14 protein-coding genes are annotated in these 14,417 nt (G+C 46.4%); 8 read left to right on the top strand and 6 right to left on the bottom strand.

The window, feature by feature from the left end; all coding sequences use genetic code 11:
• Positions 1-138: 138 nt before the first annotated feature.
• Positions 139-1,566, bottom strand: coding sequence for an alanine/glycine:cation symporter family protein (locus ASD24_RS28385; RefSeq protein WP_056703396.1), 1,428 nt, complete (start codon positions 1,564-1,566; stop codon positions 139-141).
• Between the two features lie 537 nt (positions 1,567-2,103).
• Here ASD24_RS28385 and ASD24_RS28380 point away from each other — a divergent pair.
• On the top strand, positions 2,104-3,033 hold the full coding sequence (locus ASD24_RS28380; RefSeq protein WP_056703393.1) for a response regulator: 930 nt from the start codon (positions 2,104-2,106) through the stop codon (positions 3,031-3,033).
• 243 nt (positions 3,034-3,276) lie between these two features.
• Here ASD24_RS28380 and ASD24_RS28375 read toward each other — a convergent pair whose 3' ends face one another.
• Positions 3,277-3,462, bottom strand: a complete 186-nt coding sequence (locus tag ASD24_RS28375) for an aspartyl-phosphate phosphatase Spo0E family protein (RefSeq protein ID WP_056703391.1) — start codon at positions 3,460-3,462, stop codon at positions 3,277-3,279.
• Between the two features lie 582 nt (positions 3,463-4,044).
• Between ASD24_RS28375 and ASD24_RS28370 the strand changes: the two genes are divergently transcribed.
• Both ASD24_RS28370 and ASD24_RS28365 read left to right on the top strand, forming a co-directional pair.
• Positions 4,045-4,668 carry an acetate uptake transporter gene (locus ASD24_RS28370; protein WP_056703388.1) on the top strand — a complete coding sequence of 208 codons (624 nt, stop codon included), beginning with the start codon at positions 4,045-4,047 and terminating at the stop codon, positions 4,666-4,668.
• A gap of 353 nt (positions 4,669-5,021) precedes the next feature.
• Positions 5,022-5,570 carry an acyl-CoA thioesterase gene (locus tag ASD24_RS28365; RefSeq protein ID WP_442952614.1) on the top strand — a complete coding sequence of 183 codons (549 nt, stop codon included), beginning with the start codon at positions 5,022-5,024 and terminating at the stop codon, positions 5,568-5,570.
• A gap of 13 nt (positions 5,571-5,583) precedes the next feature.
• Here ASD24_RS28365 and ASD24_RS28360 read toward each other — a convergent pair whose 3' ends face one another.
• Together ASD24_RS28360 and ASD24_RS28355 are read right to left on the bottom strand one after the other, a co-directional pair.
• Entirely contained in the window at positions 5,584-6,660 is a 1,077-nt protein-coding gene (locus tag ASD24_RS28360) for an anthranilate phosphoribosyltransferase (RefSeq protein WP_056703385.1), read from the bottom strand.
• Positions 6,661-6,678: 18 nt separating this feature from the next.
• Positions 6,679-7,275, bottom strand: coding sequence for an ANTAR domain-containing response regulator (locus ASD24_RS28355; RefSeq protein ID WP_056703382.1), 597 nt, complete (start codon positions 7,273-7,275; stop codon positions 6,679-6,681).
• A gap of 462 nt (positions 7,276-7,737) precedes the next feature.
• Between ASD24_RS28355 and nirB the strand changes: the two genes are divergently transcribed.
• From nirB to cobA, 4 genes are read left to right on the top strand one after another with little or no spacing between them, the layout of a single operon-like run.
• Positions 7,738-10,179: a nitrite reductase large subunit NirB gene (nirB, locus tag ASD24_RS28350; protein WP_056703379.1), complete on the top strand. Its 2,442-nt coding sequence runs from the start codon at positions 7,738-7,740 to the stop codon at positions 10,177-10,179.
• Positions 10,180-10,195: 16 nt separating this feature from the next.
• Positions 10,196-10,513 (top strand): nitrite reductase small subunit NirD, encoded by a 318-nt coding sequence (gene nirD / locus ASD24_RS28345; protein ID WP_056703377.1) that lies wholly within the window; start codon positions 10,196-10,198, stop codon positions 10,511-10,513.
• Positions 10,514-10,556: 43 nt separating this feature from the next.
• Complete coding sequence (locus ASD24_RS28340; RefSeq protein WP_082560608.1) at positions 10,557-11,438, top strand: formate/nitrite transporter family protein; 882 nt, start codon at positions 10,557-10,559, stop codon at positions 11,436-11,438.
• A complete protein-coding gene (gene cobA / locus ASD24_RS28335) occupies positions 11,435-12,205 on the top strand; it encodes a uroporphyrinogen-III C-methyltransferase (RefSeq protein WP_056703374.1) in 771 nt (256 codons plus the stop codon). The genes ASD24_RS28340 and cobA overlap by 4 nt, the downstream gene beginning before the upstream one ends.
• A gap of 19 nt (positions 12,206-12,224) precedes the next feature.
• Here cobA and ASD24_RS28330 read toward each other — a convergent pair whose 3' ends face one another.
• A complete protein-coding gene (locus tag ASD24_RS28330; protein ID WP_056703371.1) occupies positions 12,225-12,863 on the bottom strand; it encodes a TetR/AcrR family transcriptional regulator in 639 nt (212 codons plus the stop codon).
• Between the two features lie 205 nt (positions 12,864-13,068).
• Here ASD24_RS28330 and ASD24_RS28325 point away from each other — a divergent pair, with 205 nt between their 5' ends.
• Positions 13,069-13,836 (top strand): SDR family NAD(P)-dependent oxidoreductase, encoded by a 768-nt coding sequence (locus tag ASD24_RS28325; RefSeq protein ID WP_056703368.1) that lies wholly within the window; start codon positions 13,069-13,071, stop codon positions 13,834-13,836.
• Positions 13,837-13,947: 111 nt separating this feature from the next.
• On the opposite strand, the gene ASD24_RS28320 is transcribed toward ASD24_RS28325, so the two are convergent.
• Positions 13,948-14,232, bottom strand: a complete 285-nt coding sequence (locus tag ASD24_RS28320; RefSeq protein ID WP_442952613.1) for a hypothetical protein — start codon at positions 14,230-14,232, stop codon at positions 13,948-13,950.
• Between the last annotated feature and the right edge of the window lie 185 nt (positions 14,233-14,417).

The raw sequence follows: 14,417 nt of genomic DNA, 5'->3' as shown, positions 1-14,417 counted from the left end.
ATCAGCACCCCTTCACTGGGAATGTGACAAACAGGGCTTCTTCATCCCTTTACGGGATTGTAGAAGCCCTGTTTATTTTACTATTTTACATTAGTGTGCATGGTCTGGTGTCCACACAAGCCACTTCGAAGCTACACTTTACGCTTTACTCTGGTTAGTCACTACTTCCGCCTCAGATTCCCAGCACTCTACTTCACCCGGAATCTGAATTCGATCACGTGTAAAGACCGGGTTATGTCCTTCAGCTTTTTGTTTCTTATAATCTTTCAGAGCGGCAAACGTAACTTTGGACAACATTAGAATTGCAATCAGGTTCACGACAACCATAAGTCCCATGAACAAGTCTGCCAGATCCCAAACCAGCTGTACTTTAGCTACTGCTCCGAACAGAACCATAGCAATAACGCTCACACGATACAGCCATAGCCATCCCTTATTGGATTTGATAAATTCAATATTCGTTTCGCCGTAATAATAGTTTCCGATAAGTGTACTGAAGGCGAATAGGAATATCATAATAGCGAGAAAACCAGAAGCCCATGATCCAATATGCACACTCAGTGCAGCCTGGGTCAATTCAATACCACCTAAGTCAGAGCCTTGATACACGCCTGATAACAAAATAATCATCGCAGTACTTGTACAGATGATCAGTGTGTCTGTCAGCACACCAAAGGCTTGGATAAGTCCTTGCTTCACAGGGTGAGACGTATCTGCTGTGGCTGCGGCATTCGGTGCACTACCCATCCCTGCTTCATTGGAGAACAAACCACGTTTAACCCCGTTCATCAATGCCGCTCCTAGCGTACCCCCGGCTACCTGTTCAATGCCGAAGGCATTCTTTACAATAAGGACAATCATGGCTGGAAGCTGTGTGATGTTCGACAGCACAACAAATGCCGCCACACCAATATACAAGACAGCCAGAACAACAACGATGTACTCCGATGCCTTGGCTATCCGCTTCACACCACCCATGATGATGGCTGCAAATATCACGGCCATTACGATTCCAACAGTCAACCGATCCATGCCAAATGAATTTTGGAATGCTACTGTAATCGTGTTTGACTGCACAGCGTTAAAGACAAGCCCGAAGGACAATGTAATGAGAATCGCAAAAAGAACACCCATCCAGCGCTTACCAAGCCCCCGCTCCATATAATAGGCAGGGCCTCCGCGAAATCCACCATTGTCTTTAATTTTATAGATCTGAGCAAGCGTACTCTCCACGAAGCTGGAGGCGGAACCAATAATGGCGATGATCCACATCCAGAATACAGCTCCAGGACCACCAAGCGCTATAGCGATAGCTATACCTGTGATGTTTCCTGTGCCTACACGTGCGGCCATACTAATACAAAAAGCCTGAAACGGCGAGATTTTACCCGGTTCCTTGCTTCGAGGCTCAGCGAGCACTTTCACCATATCACCGATCATACGGAACTGCATGAACTTGGTTTTGGTTGTGAAATACACACCACATACGACCAACAATATAATTAATAGCTTAGACCATAGAAAATCGTTGAAATTGACAACGATATCTTGTATTGTTTGCTCCATCGGCAACGCCCCCTTTTACATTTTTGTTCGTTATATAGCCCCTCTAATTGCACGACTGAAATGTTGTTCCAATCCTAGATTCATGCACAATATGACTTGCCCGGAATGGGCTGCTTGAATCTGGATACACTTGTCGTTAAGTGCATATGGTTTGTACCATTACACATAAGCATGGTTGTACTCTTATAGATGTTACCTATACTACAATCTCAACTACGGAAATCGACAAATACCTACATCGAATCATTTAATTTTTTTATAAAAAATCGAACTTTGGCCCAAATGCTGTTATGTTACCTAACATCACCATTCAAAAAAAGAACCGTATCTGATACACTAAGCTTTCTTCAATAAGGGTGGATAAGGCTCAACATGTCCTAACATGATGTAATGGGATTCCATGGTCTTCACATCGGGATAGGGAACGAAGTATGATAAGAATAATGATGTTCAACCAACGGACAACGGTGACGGGATACCGTCTTAGTCTATTGATGTGCCAATTACATCCCTTATCAAGAGGGGAGGAGACTGAGAATGCGTTATTTTATTGTTGATGATGATGCGGGAGTTCGCTCTATGCTAATTGATATTATTGAAGATGAGGGGCTTGGGGAAATTGCTGGAGAAGCCGAGGACGGAATTCATATTCATGCCGATCTGTTAGAGATGCATAAGGTAGACGTCCTGCTCATTGATCTACTCATGCCGCAACGAGACGGGATACAAACCGTACGCGCACTAGAAGGACGATTCAATGGAAAGGTCGTTATGATCTCCCAGATTGAGTCCAAAAACATGATAGGGGAAGCCTATTCTCTTGGGGTGGAATACTATGTTACGAAGCCAATTAATCGATTGGAGATTATGTCTGTTCTGCGTTTAGTCGAGGAGCGTCTGCGCATGCAACAATCGATTCAGGATATTCAGCGTACACTTCAAGGCTTGTCCCGACTGCAAACCTCAGAACGCACAGCTTCACACGCCCCTGACAAAACCATTGCAACGGCAGGACACTTCCTCCTATCCGAGATGGGGATGATTGGTGAAGCGGGCAGCAGAGACCTTCTAGATATGCTTGAATATCTGGAACAACTCGAGCCGGAAGACCAGAAGTTTTCTACGTATACGCTGCCGTCGCTCAAAGATATTTTTCACAATGTGGCTCTCCGTAAGCTGGGAGCGGATGCTTCAGCCGCTGAAATAACCAAGGAAGTAAAAGCGTCGGAGCAACGCGTTCGTCGAGCAATCTTCCAAACGTTAAGCCATGTCGTTTCATTAGGACTGACGGATTACACCCATCCTAAGTTTGAGAATTACGCATCCAAATTTTTCGACTTCACGGAGATCCGCAAGAAAATGCTTGAGCTACAAAACAATGTGGAACCATCCTTGTCCCAAACGCGCATTAACACGAAGAAATTCGTCCAAGTTCTCTATCTGGAAGCCAAGCGCTTACTACATTAGGAAGCTCAGCGCACAATAATATACGGACATGACCGAACTGGAATGATACAGCCCTTTGTTCTTGCGCTGTATATTCCAGTTTTTTACATGTCCGCATAAGGATAATCGATTTATAGAGATTATTCAAAAAGTCCGCTTTTGATTACGAAGGATGCCTGCCAGCATCTCAGCATCGAATATAGGATGCAACGATGTTGATCTATATGTAAAAAGGTTGAATATGTTCATTGATATCGCTTGGAATTATATCATTCTTGCCCTCGTCTGACTCCGATTTAATCGATTGTATTCATTGATTAATTCATCCAAAGCCATGGACTGCCGAATGACGTCGGGATGCCCTAGCCCGCCCCCATGATGTTCGACCAACATGTGAAGGCTACGTCTGGCTTTCTCGATCCGATTAATTAAATCCAAACTCATAACCATTTGCCTAAGACCTCCTTATTTCTGTGTTATATTCTAGATTTTTCTGTCAATCTATAGTTGGTTTAACATATGGCATAAGAGCCATGGATGTTTTGTATCTTACTCCAATTTTTGATAGTTAGAATCATCGTTAGGTTAATATTTACCCCAAACCCTTAATATAACGCCTTTATTTCCTTCCCTATTTTACCTGCACACTCCTTCAACTGCTCTACTAAAAAATGTGTCATTATTGTGTACCCCTTTAAGAAAAGCACCCCACCCGCCTACAAGTTCACCCACCGGGTTAATTCCTAGTAAACAGAGGGGCACTGTACATATTTAGCACTAATTTAATCTATTTCGTTACCTCAATTTAGCTTGCCTAACCCCATTATTTGTATAAATGTGGCTAACATTTGTCTAATAACTGTCCACAACGGCCATCATAAGGTAATAAAATCCCTTTCCATAACCGATTCATTCGGGTACAATAGGGCGATGTGTGTGTCCGGACCCGGCGGATACGAACGATATAGTTTAGAGGATGGCTTATACAAGCCCATGATCCTGATATGATATTATTGGAGGCTTATCAACACCATGCAAACTGATTCACGGACACAAGTTAAAATCATAAACGCCGATCCCAGCGCAATGGGGTTATTTGGGTTGGCTATCGTTACACTTGTCGCTTCTTCCCAGAAGCTCGGCATCACCGAAGGACTTAGCTACGCTATTCCTTGGGCGATCTTCCTGGGTGCATTCGCTCAGTTGTTCGCCTGCATTCAAGATTCCAAACGCAACAATACCTTTGGTACCACTGCCTTTGGCGCATACGCCTTCTTCTGGTTTGCAATGGGAGCAAACTGGATGATCAAAATGGGTGTATTTGGATCAACGCTGGCGGAACAGACTGATGGTAAACAGCTCGGATTTGCTTTTGCCGGATATCTCGTGTTCACCCTCTTCATGACCCTGGGTGCCGTGGAAGCCAACAAAGTGCTGCTTATTATCTTTATTCTGATTGACTTCTTGTTCCTTGGTCTGACCTTTGATGCTTTTGGCGTAGCTCCTCACATCTTCCATACCATCGCAGCTTATGCAGAACTTGCGATCGGAATCGTGTCATTGTATGGCACAGGTGCTTCTGTACTGAACGCTCACTTCGGACGGGAGTTCTTGCCAATCGGAGGCCCATCGGGCATTTTCAAACCTAAGGCTTAACATACCAGCAAGCCATACATGCAAGCTATCCGCATCCACGAAGAAGAAGCCCCCAAGCAATGTGCTTGAAGGCCTCTAACTTGAGAGTATCAGGTTCGTAGTGGTGCACAATAAATACACTAATCGCCCGCGCGCCGGTCCGCGCCTGGCGGTTTTTTTTGATTCACACTCTAGGTCGTGTCTGAAAACTCCCTACATTTGTATATGAAAACAACCGAAACCTATACTAGAAGTGCGACTTCTAAAAAAGTACGACCACTTCAAGAGAGAAAACAAATAGAGATACGTATTAGTGGAGGAGTACAACGCAAGCTTGCAGATAAGCAACGCCCATACTGTCAGGAGGAAACAACATGAGAGAGATCCCTAAACCTACAGAGCTAGATCAAGTGGAGAAAAAGTACGTGCGTGAGACACGTTGTTACAAGACAGCAAGGGTATTTCCGACCGACTGTAACAATCATAATACGTTATTTGGCGGCAAGCTGATGTCCTACATCGATGATATTGCATCCATCGCAGCTTCCAAACTGTGCAGAGTCAATACCGTGACCGCTTCAACCGATTCTGTCGACTTCTTGTATCCCATCAACCCAACGGATTCCGTGACACTGGAGTCATTCGCTTCTTGGACAGGACGCAGTTCCATGGAGATTTTTGTGAAAGTGATCCGTGAAGATCTGAAGACAGGTGAGAAAAAAATCGCTGCGACTGCTTTCTTGACCTTTGTTGCCCTGGACGAAGACAACCGCAAACTCATCGTTCCACGCCTGATCCCGGAGACGGAAGAAGAAATGAAACTCTATGAGACCGCTCCAGCTCGGGCGGCCATGCGGAAGCAGCGGCGGGAAGAGAGCAAGAAATTTGCTGACTTCCTGACCGTTAATTATCCTTGGGACTGATATAGATTAGAGATTATCCGGACGATGCCGGATAGGCAGACACCGTTCTACTATCCGGCAGCTCTCCACCCATCGAGACGCACCATTCTTGATATAAGCGATATGCCGCTCCGCTTTCCAGCACACTCTGGCACGTGTAGATACCCTCCTCGACAGACCCAACACGCTCAGCAGCATATAGACGGAATCCAGCATTTAACAGAACCTGGTTCACAAAGGCTGTATGCCCTGAACCACTTAGCACCGCTTCCGCTACTTCCAACTGCTTCGCAGCCGTCCAGACCAAATCAGGTACAGGGATATCCAGTTCGTATGCAGCAGGATCAATCAGTTCAAGCTTCATCTCCCCAGCCTCCACCGCGTATACCCGCGTAGGTCGATCAATGTACAGATCCTCAGAGCCTTCCATACCCTGCACAACATATGCTCGGCGGTAATTAAATTTGGTGAGCAGCTTCGCAATCCGATCTAGAAATGTATTATGGAACACACCAAAAATAAGATAAGGCGAGTGATTAAAGTCAATTAACTTCTCTGCTGTATTGAACACCGTGCGGAAGCCAAGCTCCTCCCGAAGCGGCCGAAGCTGCTTCAACGGAATGCACCAGTCTTCTGAAGAAACAAACATGACATTGGTACGTGAGGCTGCACGTTTGGCATCGTCCCGATCCATTGTAGACGTATGAATTCCCGCTTCTCTTAGCAGCACCGGTAACGTTACCCCCCACTTAGGAGGCAAAGGCTCGCTCCCATGCAATGTTACAGGGACACCCGTAGCAGCTAATACAAAGGCAACCGGAAACGTCGCCATAAACGACTTCGTTCGTCCATCATAAGGCCCTGCACAATCAAGTCCATTATGGAAAAAAGACATTCTGTCCGCACTGTTGCGGCATGCATGAATGAAGGCTTCGAGTTCTTCAACATTCTCCATCTTCATTCGTTCAGCCATCAGAAAGGCTCCCGCCTGGGCTGGTGATACCTCCTGCTTCAGAATCTTCTCTGCAACAGCCAATGCCTCGGCATAGTTTAAATCACGTGAACCTCGTTTGCCCCGTCCCACTTCCCTGAGAATCTCAGACATATTCATGACGATCCCTCCTTCCAATTAAGACTGGAGTAACTGATGTGCCTTCACAATAGCTGTGGCGACATCAACCATCCGCTTGCGTTCATCCATAGCCTTCTTCCGTAACAGATCATACGCCTCCGATTCGGAGATCTGCTTCAGATCACAGAGGATAGCCTTAGCCATATCGATCCACTTCCGATCCTCTAATCTGGATTGCAGCTGCTTACGTTCTTGCTCCCATTGTTTCCGTTCCATGTAACGCCTGGCTGCAAAATGCAGCGTCCAATGAATCTCCGATCCAGCCATAGATGGAGTAAGTATTCCGTCAAAAGAAGTTTCTACCTCACATGATTCTACCGAAGATGCTGCCGTATCTGGTGCACACCACCAGAGCAATGGCGCATCCGACCTTCCCTTTCCCAGGCAGTGAACCCAGTGCTCTACATCGGCCAGGGATAGATGAAGAATGGAAGCTTCAGCTTTGCTGATCAACTTCAGCGCCTCGGTTTCGCTATCCGTCACCTGCACATGATATCCGTTCGCTGTAAGTAACTGCTCCGGTGTAAGAGGGATTGTTGCATCGGACGAGGCAGCTATTGTTTGTTGTACACGGATGACCAATAAAGATCGCATGATGGATCAATCCCTCCCTATTACATCTATAACAAATCCATTAGAATCAAATGCCTGCATGATTGCTTCTTCGGATTCGTGTTACATTACCTCACAATTTGATCGAATTATCGATCCTATTTAGACGATACTTCTCTTCGTTCATTTCAACTTCCATTACACACATGTAAACATAATTAACTTTAAATTTCAAACACTTTTTTATGTTAACTATCTTGACATGAGAAGAAGGATCTTTTATAGTTATGCCATAACAACTCCATATTTGAATCGATCACAGTTACAACGGCGTAGCTGGTTGAAACGGCAATGAAGCCTGTTTTGCAATCTCGGAGCAAGGGATGCGTGTGTACTTACGCAATCCACCGAGGCATGACAGGCTTTTTATATTTTTCTGGACATGATTACTGGACATGATTGTTGTGAGCATTTTGCAGAATGGATCTAAGGGGGCTAATCATAATGAGTTCAACAAAAAAACTGGTGTTGGTCGGAAATGGTATGGCAGGTTTACGCACAATCGAACATATTCTTAAGCTTGCTCCGCATGCATATGAAATTACGATCTTTGGCGCAGAGCCGCATCCGAACTACAATCGGATCATGCTATCCTCTGTGCTGGCAGGTGGAACGAGCATCGAAGATATCGTCATTAATGACTGGAACTGGTATGAGGAGAACAACATTCGTGTGTACCCTGGTGATCCGGTCGTTCAGATTGATGCTGAGCGCAAAGAGGTCGTATCGGAGTCCGGTGTTCATGCCTCGTATGATGAGCTTATTATGGCAACTGGCTCTTCGGCATTCATCCTCCCCCTCCCCGGGGCTAATAAAGAAGGCGTCATTGGTTTCCGTGACATAAAGGATTGCGAAACCATGATGGCTGCATCGCAAAAGTATCGCAAAGCGGCTGTCATCGGAGGCGGATTGCTCGGCTTGGAAGCAGCTCGCGGTCTACTCAACCTTGGTATGGATGTCACTGTTATTCACATCAATGGTCATTTGATGGATCGTAACCTGGATCTACCTGCAGGCTTGATGCTTCAACGGGAATTAGAGGAACAGGGTATGAAGTTCCTTTTGAACAAACACACCGAAGAAATCACAGGTAAGAACCGAGTGAAATCCCTGCGGTTCACGGATCAAACCGTACTAGAGACTGATCTGGTTGTTATGGCTGTCGGCATTCGTCCTCAGATCGAATTAGCTCGTCAAGCTGGGTTGGATGTCAATCGCGGTGTAATCGTAGACGACTATATGAATACCAACATTTCAGGAATCTCTGCTGTAGGTGAATGTGCAGAGCACCGCGGGATCGCTTACGGCTTGGTAGCTCCATTATATGAACAAGGCATGGTGTTAGCTAAACGCCTGGCAGGTGCGGCAACCGAAGGCTATGAAGGCTCCGTTACCTCAACGAAGCTGAAGGTGTCCGGCGTGGATGTATTCTCCGCAGGACAATTCAAGGACTCCCCTGATACACGCAGCATTCGCATTCAAGATGATGTGGATGGTGTCTACAAAAAGATGGTCATCCGCGACGGAAAGCTTATTGGTGCGGTGCTGTTTGGGGATACTACCGACGGCGCCTCACTCTTCTCCCTCATTAAAAGCGGCGAGAACATTAGCGGCCGTGAAAAAGAAATTTTGCTCGGAGTACCCTCTGGCGGCTCAGGCGCTGGCCCATCTGTAGCTGAACGCATGGCAAGTATGCCTGATGACGAGATCGTCTGTGGCTGTAATGGTGTTACGAAATCTACCATCGGAGATGCTGTTTTGAACAAAGGCTGCAATACCCTCGGTGCAATTAAATCCTGTACAAAAGCGTCCGCTTCTTGCGGTGGTTGTAAACCGATCATTGAATCTCTCCTCACGCATTATGCAGGTGATAATGTAGGCGAACAGGTCAAAGAAGGTATCTGTGGCTGTACGTCCTATGATCGGGATGAACTGGTTGCACAGATCAAGGAAATGGGACTGAAAAGTGTTAAGGAAGTCATGAACGTCCTCGGTTGGAACGAACCTGAAGGCTGCTCCAAATGTCGCCCTTCCCTCAACTATTATCTCGGTATGATCTGGCATACAGAGTATGAAGACGAGCGCGTGTCCAAATTCACTAACGAGCGTTATCATGCCAATATTCAGAAGGATGGTACGTATTCCGTTATCCCACGGATCTACGGCGGAGTAACTTCTCCGGCAGAGCTAATCAAAATTGCTACCATTGCTGAGAAATATGATGTACCGATGGTGAAATTCACAGGTGGGCAACGACTGGATCTCCTCGGTGTACAGAAGGAGAATCTGCCGAAGATCTGGGAAGAGCTTGATATGCCGTCCGGATTCGGTTATGGCAAGGCGCTCCGTACCGTCAAAACTTGCGTAGGTAATACCTTCTGTCGCTTCGGAACCCAGGACTCCATCGAAATGGGAATTCGACTCGAGAAAAAACTCGACAAGATGGTCGCTCCAGCCAAAGTAAAACTAGCTGTCTCTGGGTGCCCGCGGAACTGTGCAGAAGCAACCATTAAGGATCTCGGTGTTGTCGCTATTGATGGTGCATGGGAACTGCATGTTGGCGGTAATGGAGGCGTCAAAGTCCGCGCTGCCGAACTTCTCTGCACAGTGAAAACCGATGCTGAAGTCGAAGAGTGGACCTATGCTTACCTGCAATACTATAGAGAGAATGCACGTTGGAACGAGAGAACAGCGGCTTGGATTGAACGCGTAGGTCTGGATCATGTGAAGACAGCGCTGGAGGATCGTGACGTACGTCTGGCACTGGTTGAGCGGCTCGAAGCAACGCTGGGTCGCACCGTTGATCCTTGGAAAGAAATCATTGAGGATGAGAACTTGCGCAAAAACTTCACACCCCTGGCGAGCGCTCAAAATGCAGCCCACTAGAATAGGAGGAACAGCGATGAATAGATTGCACATTGGACACCTTGCAGATATTGAAGAAAAGGGTGCACGTACATTTATGGTGGAGGATACTGAGATCGCGGTCTTCAAGCTCAGCGACGGTAGCCTACACGCGGTAGAAAATCGCTGCCCTCATAAGGGCGGCAAGTTGTCCGAAGGTATGGTATGCGGGACGTCTGTCCATTGTCCGCTCCATGACTGGAAGATCGACCTTCGCAACGGCAAAGTACATGAACCGGATGACGGTTGTCTCAATACGTACAAAACAGAGATTGATGGAGCTAGTGGGGAAATTTATATTACTATCGCAGGTTAGATCGTCACAATAGGGGTGGCCTGACAGCAAGGAGGAGTGCACTATGGATTTTGTTAAACCGGCAGAAGTACTGCAATCAATGGTGGAAGCAGGTGAGAATAAAGCCAGGATGAATCGGATTCAAATGCTGATTCGCGGTTTTCTGGCAGGCGCTATCCTCGCCTTTGCAACAACACTTGCTTATACCGCTGTATCTCAAACTTCCGTTGGTTTGGCAGGTGCACTGATTTTCCCAGCGGGATTCGTCATTATCATTCTTCTGGGACTGGAACTTGTGACAGGCAACTTCGCCATGATTCCATTAGCACTACTGAAACGACGAGTTACATGGATGAGCATGATGCGTAATTATTGCTGGGTTATTGCCGGTCATCTCTTAGGATGTGTGTTCTACGCTGGTCTATACGGACTCACGCTTACCAAAATGGGCACAGATCTGAGCAGCCCACTCATTCAAACATTGATTCAAACGAGTGAAACCAAAACATTGGGGTATCAGCATTTAGGCGCAGCAGGTATCGGTCTCGTTGTGATCAAAGCGATATTATGTAACTGGATGGTAACCCTCGGTGCAGTGATGGCTATGACCTCTACGTCCACCATTGGTAAGATCGTTGCGATGTGGCTGCCCATCACGATATTTTTCGCGCAAGGATTCGAGCATGCTGTAGTGAATATGTTCGTCATTCCGGCAGGTATGATGCTAGGTGCTAATGTGAGCATCGCAGATTGGTGGTTATGGAATCAGATTCCCGTGTTAGTCGGAAACCTTATTGGCGGAGCCATTTTCACAGGCTTAGGTCTGTATGCAGCACATACGTGGGGGACTTCCTCCCTCTCTTCTTCCAAGCTGGCTACAATTCAGGGCGGGCGTTCAGGCTTAACAGGTACAGATTCAGCACAGAAGGTGGGGACACGGTCATGAGTACATCATTCGTCAGTATTATCGGTGCCGGTCCTGGTGACCCTGAACTGATCACGGTAAAAGCCTTGAAACGAATCCAAACGGCAGATGTCATTCTCTATGATCGTCTCGTCAATGATCAACTGCTTGCCGAGGCTCGTGAAGATGCACTACGCATCTATTGCGGCAAAGCTCCTGGGCTGCACTCGATGAGCCAAGAGATGATTGGCCGTATGCTCATCACCCATGCAGCGGAAGGAAAACGAGTCGTTCGCCTCAAAGGCGGTGATCCGTTCATCTTCGGACGCGGCGGTGAAGAAGCACTTGTGCTAGCACAGGCCGGCATTGCCTTTGAAGTCATTCCAGGCATCACCTCTGCTGTCGGCACATCCGCATCCACCTTGATTCCGCTGACCCACCGCGGGCTGGCTTCATCCTTCGCCTGTGTCACCGGAACTGGCAGTGATGGTAACGTATCATCGGTTCGCTGGGATCTGTTGGCTCACAGCGTGGATACTCTGGTCATATACATGGGAATCAGTCAGTTGGCCGATATCCAACGGGAGCTATTGCGTCATGGCAAACACAGCTCCACACCAGCCGCACTTGTAGAACGGGGAACTACTTCGCAGGAAAGAATCATTGCGGGCACACTCGCTGAATTGCAATCGCTCGCAGTCTCTGAAAGTGTGAATAATCCGGCTTTAATTATCATTGGAGAGGCTGTACGTGTGCGCGAACAATTGTTACAACTGCAACGCGCAGCTGACGCTTCTATGACTGGATAGCCATCCTCCCTTTCTTATCTCAATCTAACAGCATACGTTCGTGAATCGTCCGACCCTTCTGCCCTGGTTCAATCAGCAGACGGGTCGGTTTGATGTTGATCAACGCCGTTAACTGTTCACCCATATAATGTGCAGAATATTTAAACCCGATCTCCGCCCAGTGCATAATGACACCAACTGTTGCCGATACGAGGTAACTCAGCATAATGTCGTAATTAATGACGTGCTCACTATCCTCGGTGACAAGAATAAAATCCTGCGTTAAGTAGGTACGAAACATATTACATAGCCTGGAACTCATATCACTGTGCATCGTGATTAAAGCACGAAAGATGTCCTGATGTGCTTCTATATAATTAAAGACCGGCATTGTAGATGGCAGCAATGCGGTCATGTCCACTTCTTTTAAATGCGCATATGGTTCTGCATACGCTTGTCCCACACCCTGCATGAAATCTTCCAAAATAAATTCAAGTAGCTCCGGCTTGCCCGGAAAATGCAAATAGAACGTACCTCGGTTGTAGTCCGCTCGCTCCGTAATGTCCCGAATCGTTACAGCGTCCGCTCCCTTTTCCAATATTAAAGAAACCGCCGCAGCGATGATAGCATCCTGCGTTCTTCGTGCTCTGCGATCCTGAGGATGTTCAATAATCAACATTCCCGCCTCCTTTGTCCATTATTGTAACCTAAATGAACACCGCTTACATCTGTGTTCGATAGCTGACATTTGCGTTGTCAATGACGATTGTCACATTCTTATGTATATCTTAACATTAAGACAGGAAGTATAGACGACAGGATGAATCATTTTTTTATAGAAATGATCGCCTGAACAACATTACACCGAAGGAGAGGATTAGATCATGAGTACATCCTACACACATACAGCCGTAATTACAGGTGCAGCCGGAGGAATTGGTAAAGAATTAGCACGCCGCCTCGCTGAGCGCAAAATCAATCTGGTGCTGGTCGATTTGAATCAAGAAGCGATTGAGCAGACCATTGCAGATCTTAATCTAGACCAAGAGCATGTCATTGCGGTAAAAGCCAACGTATCTCAAGAAGAAGACGTTAAAAACTATGTGCAAAAAGCACTTGATGCCTTTGGAAGAATTGATTACTTCGCCAATAATGCAGGTATTGAAGGGCCAACTGGCTCCATTGATGAACTGAGTGTTGAAGCACTCGACCTCGTATACAATGTCAACGTACGTGGTGTATTCCTAGGTTTGCAAAATGTCATTCCTGTGATGAAAAAACAAAAATCCGGAGCGATTCTGAACACATCTTCCCTTGCAGGCTTAATGGGAGCTCCAGGGATGTCTCCATATATTATGTCTAAACATGCTGTAGTCGGTCTTACCCGTACAGCTGCGAATGAACTGGCATCTTCCAATATCCGAGTTAACGCCGTGTTGCCAGGCACAATCAACACACGTATGATGCGTCAGATTGAAGCAAACTCTGGTAATGTGGATGACTATCAATCAGCAACAGTTTCTACCATTCCAATGGGTCGCTACGGCGAAGCGGCAGAAGTCGCTGCTGTAATGAACTTCCTTTTGTCCGAAGAAGCTTCTTATGTAACAGGTTCCCTCTACACTGTGGACGGTGGAATGGTTGGTCAATAAACCATATACAGCATTATCAATGAAATAGATAGATACGTTGAAAGACCTGCTTCGAGATATGCTTATTGCATTCTCGTTGCAGGTCTTTCAACTGTTACCATACTTCACAACTTAATCAATGTACCCTGCGTGGCCCTTGTCCATCAGGTAATCCATTTCAGCATCCAGGATGTTCTCCACAGTCAGCTCATCCAACTTCACGTCTTTGCGGCTCACAATGTAATCCGCCAGATCATCGCCATCGATATCTACATCACCTTTGGCATTCTCATGTGCTTTATTGATGTAAGCTTGCTCATGCTTCAGAACAAGCGCAATGTTCGCTTGACTCGCTTTTGTTTTATCTGAAATATATTGCATCATTTCTTGTTCATTAATTGGATTCGTCTCGGTCAATTCAGTCAGCTCCTTGGTTCATATATGCTGTTGCTATTGTAGCATAGGTTAACCCGTTACTGGCACATCTTATGCTTGGTGGTAATCTCTTTTTCAAGACATCCCTCGGCTCCGATACATACTAAGCCCACTTCATCTCATAACCTGAACAAAAATATTGCTGCTTGCCACTACGATGACAGAAC

The sequence above is a fragment of the Paenibacillus sp. Root52 genome (genome assembly GCF_001426865.1).
Classification (GTDB): Bacteria; Bacillota; Bacilli; order Paenibacillales; family Paenibacillaceae; genus Paenibacillus.
Note: the sequence above shows the minus strand (reverse complement) of the source record. Positions and strands in the feature narration are given on the sequence as shown.

What these genes read in the sequence shown, in the direction of transcription:
- ASD24_RS28385 (WP_056703396.1), bottom strand. Translation starts at nt 1,566, where the DNA reads ATGGAGCAAACAATACAAGATATCGTTGTCAATTTCAACGATTTTCTA.
- ASD24_RS28380 (WP_056703393.1), top strand. Translation starts at nt 2,104, where the DNA reads ATGCGTTATTTTATTGTTGATGATGATGCGGGAGTTCGCTCTATGCTA.
- ASD24_RS28375 (WP_056703391.1), bottom strand. Translation starts at nt 3,462, where the DNA reads ATGGTTATGAGTTTGGATTTAATTAATCGGATCGAGAAAGCCAGACGT.
- ASD24_RS28370 (WP_056703388.1), top strand. Translation starts at nt 4,045, where the DNA reads ATGCAAACTGATTCACGGACACAAGTTAAAATCATAAACGCCGATCCC.
- ASD24_RS28365 (WP_442952614.1), top strand. Translation starts at nt 5,022, where the DNA reads ATGAGAGAGATCCCTAAACCTACAGAGCTAGATCAAGTGGAGAAAAAG.
- ASD24_RS28360 (WP_056703385.1), bottom strand. Translation starts at nt 6,660, where the DNA reads ATGAATATGTCTGAGATTCTCAGGGAAGTGGGACGGGGCAAACGAGGT.
- ASD24_RS28355 (WP_056703382.1), bottom strand. Translation starts at nt 7,275, where the DNA reads ATGCGATCTTTATTGGTCATCCGTGTACAACAAACAATAGCTGCCTCG.
- nirB (WP_056703379.1), top strand. Translation starts at nt 7,738, where the DNA reads ATGAGTTCAACAAAAAAACTGGTGTTGGTCGGAAATGGTATGGCAGGT.
- nirD (WP_056703377.1), top strand. Translation starts at nt 10,196, where the DNA reads ATGAATAGATTGCACATTGGACACCTTGCAGATATTGAAGAAAAGGGT.
- ASD24_RS28340 (WP_082560608.1), top strand. Translation starts at nt 10,557, where the DNA reads ATGGATTTTGTTAAACCGGCAGAAGTACTGCAATCAATGGTGGAAGCA.
- cobA (WP_056703374.1), top strand. Translation starts at nt 11,435, where the DNA reads ATGAGTACATCATTCGTCAGTATTATCGGTGCCGGTCCTGGTGACCCT.
- ASD24_RS28330 (WP_056703371.1), bottom strand. Translation starts at nt 12,863, where the DNA reads ATGTTGATTATTGAACATCCTCAGGATCGCAGAGCACGAAGAACGCAG.
- ASD24_RS28325 (WP_056703368.1), top strand. Translation starts at nt 13,069, where the DNA reads ATGAGTACATCCTACACACATACAGCCGTAATTACAGGTGCAGCCGGA.